Source organism: Actinoplanes sp. GCM10030250, from assembly GCF_042666575.1.
In the GTDB taxonomy this organism is placed as follows: Bacteria; Actinomycetota; Actinomycetes; order Mycobacteriales; family Micromonosporaceae; genus Actinoplanes.
Genome location: NZ_JBHTDO010000003.1, coordinates 462,153 through 466,797, shown reverse-complemented (window position 1 = coordinate 466,797; position 4,645 = coordinate 462,153). Strand labels below are relative to the sequence as shown.

Here is a 4,645-nt window from a genome sequence, read left to right as displayed (position 1 = left end):
AGCCGGGCACCTCCAGCTGGTCGTGAGCCCTGCCTCACCCCTCGCGAGGCCGCATTGGGAGCCAGCCGGGCGGGGTGGAAGGGTGGAGGCGTCAGCCGATGGTGATCCAGATGTTGTCGAGTTCGCCGTGGAACTGGTCGTTGTCGCCGAAAGCGCTCTTGCCGCCGATGCTGAGGGGGCGGTTGTTGGTGATCGAGAGGGCGGCGGGGATACGGGTCGTGCCCTGGGGAGTGCGGTCGACCAGGATGGTGAGGGTGGTGCGTTCGCGGCGGCATTCGAGGGTGTGCCAGCGGTCGTCGGCGACCGGGATGCGGGCTACGGCGAGGTGGATGGTGCGGCCGGCGACCAGGGCGCAGCTGGGGTGGCCGGAGCGGCCGTCGATCTGGAGTTTGTACTGGCTGCCCTCGGTGGAGAAGCCCTTCTGCAGGACGTTTTGCCCCTTGGTGGTGCGGTTGGCCGCCAGGCGGACGTCGGCACCGTAGCGCAGTGGCCGGACGCCTGGGTTGAGCGCGGGGGAGCTGCGGGCGCGCAGCACCACGCGCGGGCAGGCGGTTTTGCGGCAGCGCGGCGGGAAGCGCACGGCCTGGCCGTCGCCGTGGGGTACGCGGGTGAGGGTGGCGTTGTTGCCGCGTACGGGGGTGAGCGGGTGTCCCTTGCCGGAGAGGTCCGCCCAGGCGTGGTCGCCGGTGCCGTCGAAGCGGTAGTGGGCGACGGTGACGCCGGGTGGCTGGTGTGCGGGCATCCAGACGGGCCGTTCGGCGCGGTGGGCGCGGGCCATGGTGCCGGCGGCGACCGTGGCGGCGAGGAGCAGGAGCAGGCCCGTCGACGCGAGGAGGCGTTTCACACCGGGTCAACCGAGAGCCGGCGGCCGGGGCAACGGGCCGCGGGCGGAAAGCGCCGGGACGGGCCGCGGGCGAAAGAGCCCGCGGCCCGACTCTGGTCAGTCCTCCGGCTGGTGCGGGCCGTTGCCACCGTCGGTGACGAAGGTGCCCTGCGGTCCGGCCGGGGCCGGCAGCCTGATCGGCTTGCCGGGAACCCTCTTGCCGGGCACACCGTTCACCGACTCGGTCGAGAAGGCGAAGGTGAGCTGGGCGAACGCGATCAGATCACTGTTGATCTCGAGCGCTTTCAGGTCCAGGTTGCCGATGTCGTCGCAGGCCTGGTGGTAGCACTGGTCGAACGACTCGCCGGCGACACCGCCCCAGATCGCCTGCTGCTCCTCGGTCTTGACGACCTCGGCGCCGGTGAACAGGCCACCGGACGGGATGCCCGCCTCGATGAACGCCTGGTAGTCGCTGCGGCCGGAGAACTCAGCGTCGTCGTACGGCTGCTTCTTCCAGGTGTAGTACGACTCGTAGAGGTCCTCGATGGCGGTGGAGCCCGGCGGCACGACGACCGGCGCGGGGAACGACGACTCGTCCGCGTCGTACACCTGGAAGATGTAGTTCGGCGAGCCGACCATGTCGTAGTTCAGGTACAGCGCGATCCGGTCCTTCTCGGTCTGGGAGAGGCCCGCCACATATGCCGCCGAGCCGATCAGGCCCTCCTCCTCCGCGCCCCACCAGGCGAAGCGGACGGTGTTCTGCGGCTTGACCTCCGCCATCTGCAGCGCGGTCTCCAGGATCGCGGCCGAGCCGGAGCCGTTGTCGTTGATGCCCGCGCCGTCGCCGACGCTGTCCAGGTGTGCACCGGCCATCACGACGTTGTCGCGGTTCCGGCCGGGCAGTTCGGCGATCACGTTGACGTCGGTCCGCACCTCGGACGGCAGCACCCGGACGTGGGCGGTCGAGCCGGCCGCGGACAGCGCGACACCGTTGGCGAAGCTGGCACCGACCACCGGGATGGTGATCGGCGGGTTCTCGCCGAGCGTGCCGACGATCAGGCCCTCGCGGGTCGGGTCGTTGCCCTGGTTGAAGATCACGACCGCTTCGGCGCCGGCGGCCTGGGCGTTCTGTGCCTTCACGATGAAGGTGCACGAGGCGTCCGGCGGGCCGCCGCGCTGGATGAGCGCGATGTCGTTCGGCCCGCTGAAGTCCAGGCCGGCGAAGTCCGCGGCCTCGCAGCCGCTGGTCGTGGCGCGGTCGCCGGTCAGGTTCACGTCGACCGGGATGACCGGGCCGGTCACGTCACCCGCGGGGCTGTTGGTGAAGGCGCCGGTCGGGTAGGACGCGGCGGTCGGCGTGAGCTGCTGGAGCAGTGCCGGGAAGACGAAGTTGAACTCGAACTCGTCGAGGGTGACCCGGTATCCGGCCTTGCGCAGCAGTCCGGAGACATAGCGGACGCTCTTCGCATAGCCCTCGGTGCCGGCGGCGCGCGAGCCCGGGTAGAACTCGTCGTCGTTGCGGTCGGCGATCCGCTGGAACGCCTTGAGGTGGTCCAGCACGCCGTCGAGCGTGACGCACTTGAGCAGCTCTTCGTAGGTGTCGTTGGCCTGCTTGGAGCAACGGTCGCCGTGGTGCCCACCGGCGCTCGCGGCGCTCGCCGAGGAGAGCACCAGCACCGTGGCGGTGGCGGCGGCTGCGAGCAGGCGCAGCCGGGATGGCTTTCTCATGTACGAAAATCCCCCTGTCCACTTCGGAACACCGCTGAACCTAGACGATGGGGACCGTCGATGCACCGGATGATCGGCCGGTGCCCCCAAACGATCGACGTCCGGCGATAGTGTGTCCCGATGCTTGCCGCTTCGCTCTCTGTGCTAGTCGCCCTCACCGGGGCGGTGGTGGCCACCGCCGCACCGGCCGGTTCGCCGGGCACACAGCCGATCCACGACTACGCCTCCGCCATCCGTGAGCGGGTGTGGGTGCAGTCGTCGGTCGACAGTGATGCCGACGGCGCACCCGACCGGGTTGCCGTGCGCATCATCAGGCCTTCGACCGACAAGAAGGTCCCGGTCATCTTCCAGGCGAGCCCCTACTACGCCGGGCTCAACGACGTTCCCAACCACGACGACATCGACCGTGACGGTTCCAGCTCGCTGCGCGCCGCGACGAGCGCCAACCGCGCGGAGACCATCACCTTCGCCGGTTACCTGGACAACTACTTCGTTCCCCGCGGTTACGCGGTGGCCTTCGCCGACAGCCTCGGCTCCGGCGGCTCGGAGGGCTGCCCCACCTCGGGCGGGCGCAACGAGACGCTCGGCATGAAGGCCGTCGTCGACTGGCTCAACGGCCGGGCGAAGGCGTTCGACGAGTCGGGCGAGCCGGTCAAGGCCGCCTGGTCCACCGGGCGGACCGGCATGATCGGCGTGTCCTACAACGGCACCCTGCCGAACGCGGTCGCCGCGACCGGCGTCCGCGGCCTGGAGACCATCGTGCCGATCGCGGCGATCTCCAGCTGGTACGACTACTACCGCGCCAACGGCGGGGTGGTGGCGCCCGGCGGCTTCCAGGGCGAGGACCTCGACGTGCTGGCCAAGGCCGTGCTCACCCGGGAGAACCCCGAGGTGTGCGCGGACGTGATGGCGGCGATCGAGCGTGACCAGGACCGGGAGACCGGTGACTACAGCCGTTTCTGGGCCGAGCGTGACTACCTGCGCGACGCGGACAAGGTGCGGGCCAGCGTCTTCCTGGTGCACGGGCTGCACGACTTCAACGTGCGCACGCAGCAGGCCGGCCAGTGGTGGGACGCGCTGGCCAGGAACCACGTGCCGCGCAAGATCTGGCTGCACCAGGCCGCGCACACCGACCCGTTCAACATCCGGCGTGACCAGTGGCTGGCGACGCTGAACCGGTGGTTCGACTTCTGGCTCTACAAGATCGACACCGGGATCATGAAGGACCCGGTCGCCGACGTCGAGGTGGCGCCGAACCAGTGGCAGACCTCGCGCAACTGGCCGATCCCGGAAGCGCGGCCGACGACGCTGCGGCTCGGTGACGGCACGCTCGGCGCCCGCCCCGGCTTCACCAGGCAGACGTTCACCGACAACACCGCACGCACCGCCGAGGAGCTGGCGGCGAACGAGACGGTCGCCGACCCCAACCGGCTGGCCTACCTGACGAAGCCGCTGGCCGAGGAGACCCGGCTCTCCGGGACGCCCGAGGTCACGGTTCGTGCTGACCTGGCCGGTGACTCGCCGTACCTGACGGCGCTCCTGGTCGACTACGGCACCGCCGACCGGTTCGCCGGGACCAGGACGCTGCCGGTGCAGGATTGCGTCGGCCCCGGCATCGAGGGTGACCCGGGCTGCTTCGCCCGCCGGGAGTACGTGACGGCCTCCACGCCGTTCGAGATCGTCACCCGCGGCTGGATCGACGTCCGTAACCGGTTCTCGCCGGCGCGGACGACACCGATCCAGAGCGGCAAGGCGTACACGTTCCGGTGGAATCTGCAGTCGACCGACCACGTGTTCGCGGCCGGGCACCGGATCGGCCTCGTGCTGATCTCGACCGATCGTGATCACACCCTGCGCTACACCACAGGGACCGTGGTCGGCGTTCAGCCCGGTGCCTCCCAGTTGAAGATGCGCCTGTCCTGACGGGTTAGCGTCGGGTCGTGCATCTCGAACGACCCGGCGCCACCCTGCACTGTTCCGAGATCGGCGACGGCGCCGGCGACAAAGCCAGCGCCCGCGACAAAGCCAGCGCCCGCGACAAAGCCAGCGCCCGCGACAAAGCCAGCGCCCGCGACAAAGCCAGCGCCCGCGACA

Annotated in this window: 3 protein-coding genes; 1 reads left to right on the top strand and 2 read right to left on the bottom strand. The window is 70.1% G+C overall.

Features of this window, described 5'->3' with window-relative positions:
- Window positions 1–91: 91 nt before the first annotated feature.
- Entirely contained in the window at window positions 92–844 is a 753-nt protein-coding gene (locus ACFQV6_RS07765; protein WP_378026651.1) for a LamG domain-containing protein, read from the bottom strand.
- A gap of 96 nt (window positions 845–940) precedes the next feature.
- Window positions 941–2,551, bottom strand: a complete 1,611-nt coding sequence (locus ACFQV6_RS07760; protein WP_378026650.1) for a M28 family metallopeptidase — start codon at window positions 2,549–2,551, stop codon at window positions 941–943.
- Window positions 2,552–2,671: 120 nt separating this feature from the next.
- Between ACFQV6_RS07760 and ACFQV6_RS07755 the strand changes: the two genes are divergently transcribed.
- On the top strand, window positions 2,672–4,474 hold the full coding sequence (locus ACFQV6_RS07755; protein ID WP_378026649.1) for a Xaa-Pro dipeptidyl-peptidase: 1,803 nt from the start codon (window positions 2,672–2,674) through the stop codon (window positions 4,472–4,474).
- Window positions 4,475–4,645: the final 171 nt, after the last annotated feature.

What these genes read in the sequence shown, in the direction of transcription:
- ACFQV6_RS07755 (WP_378026649.1), top strand. Translation starts at nt 2,672, where the DNA reads ATGCTTGCCGCTTCGCTCTCTGTGCTAGTCGCCCTCACCGGGGCGGTG.
- ACFQV6_RS07760 (WP_378026650.1), bottom strand. Translation starts at nt 2,551, where the DNA reads ATGAGAAAGCCATCCCGGCTGCGCCTGCTCGCAGCCGCCGCCACCGCC.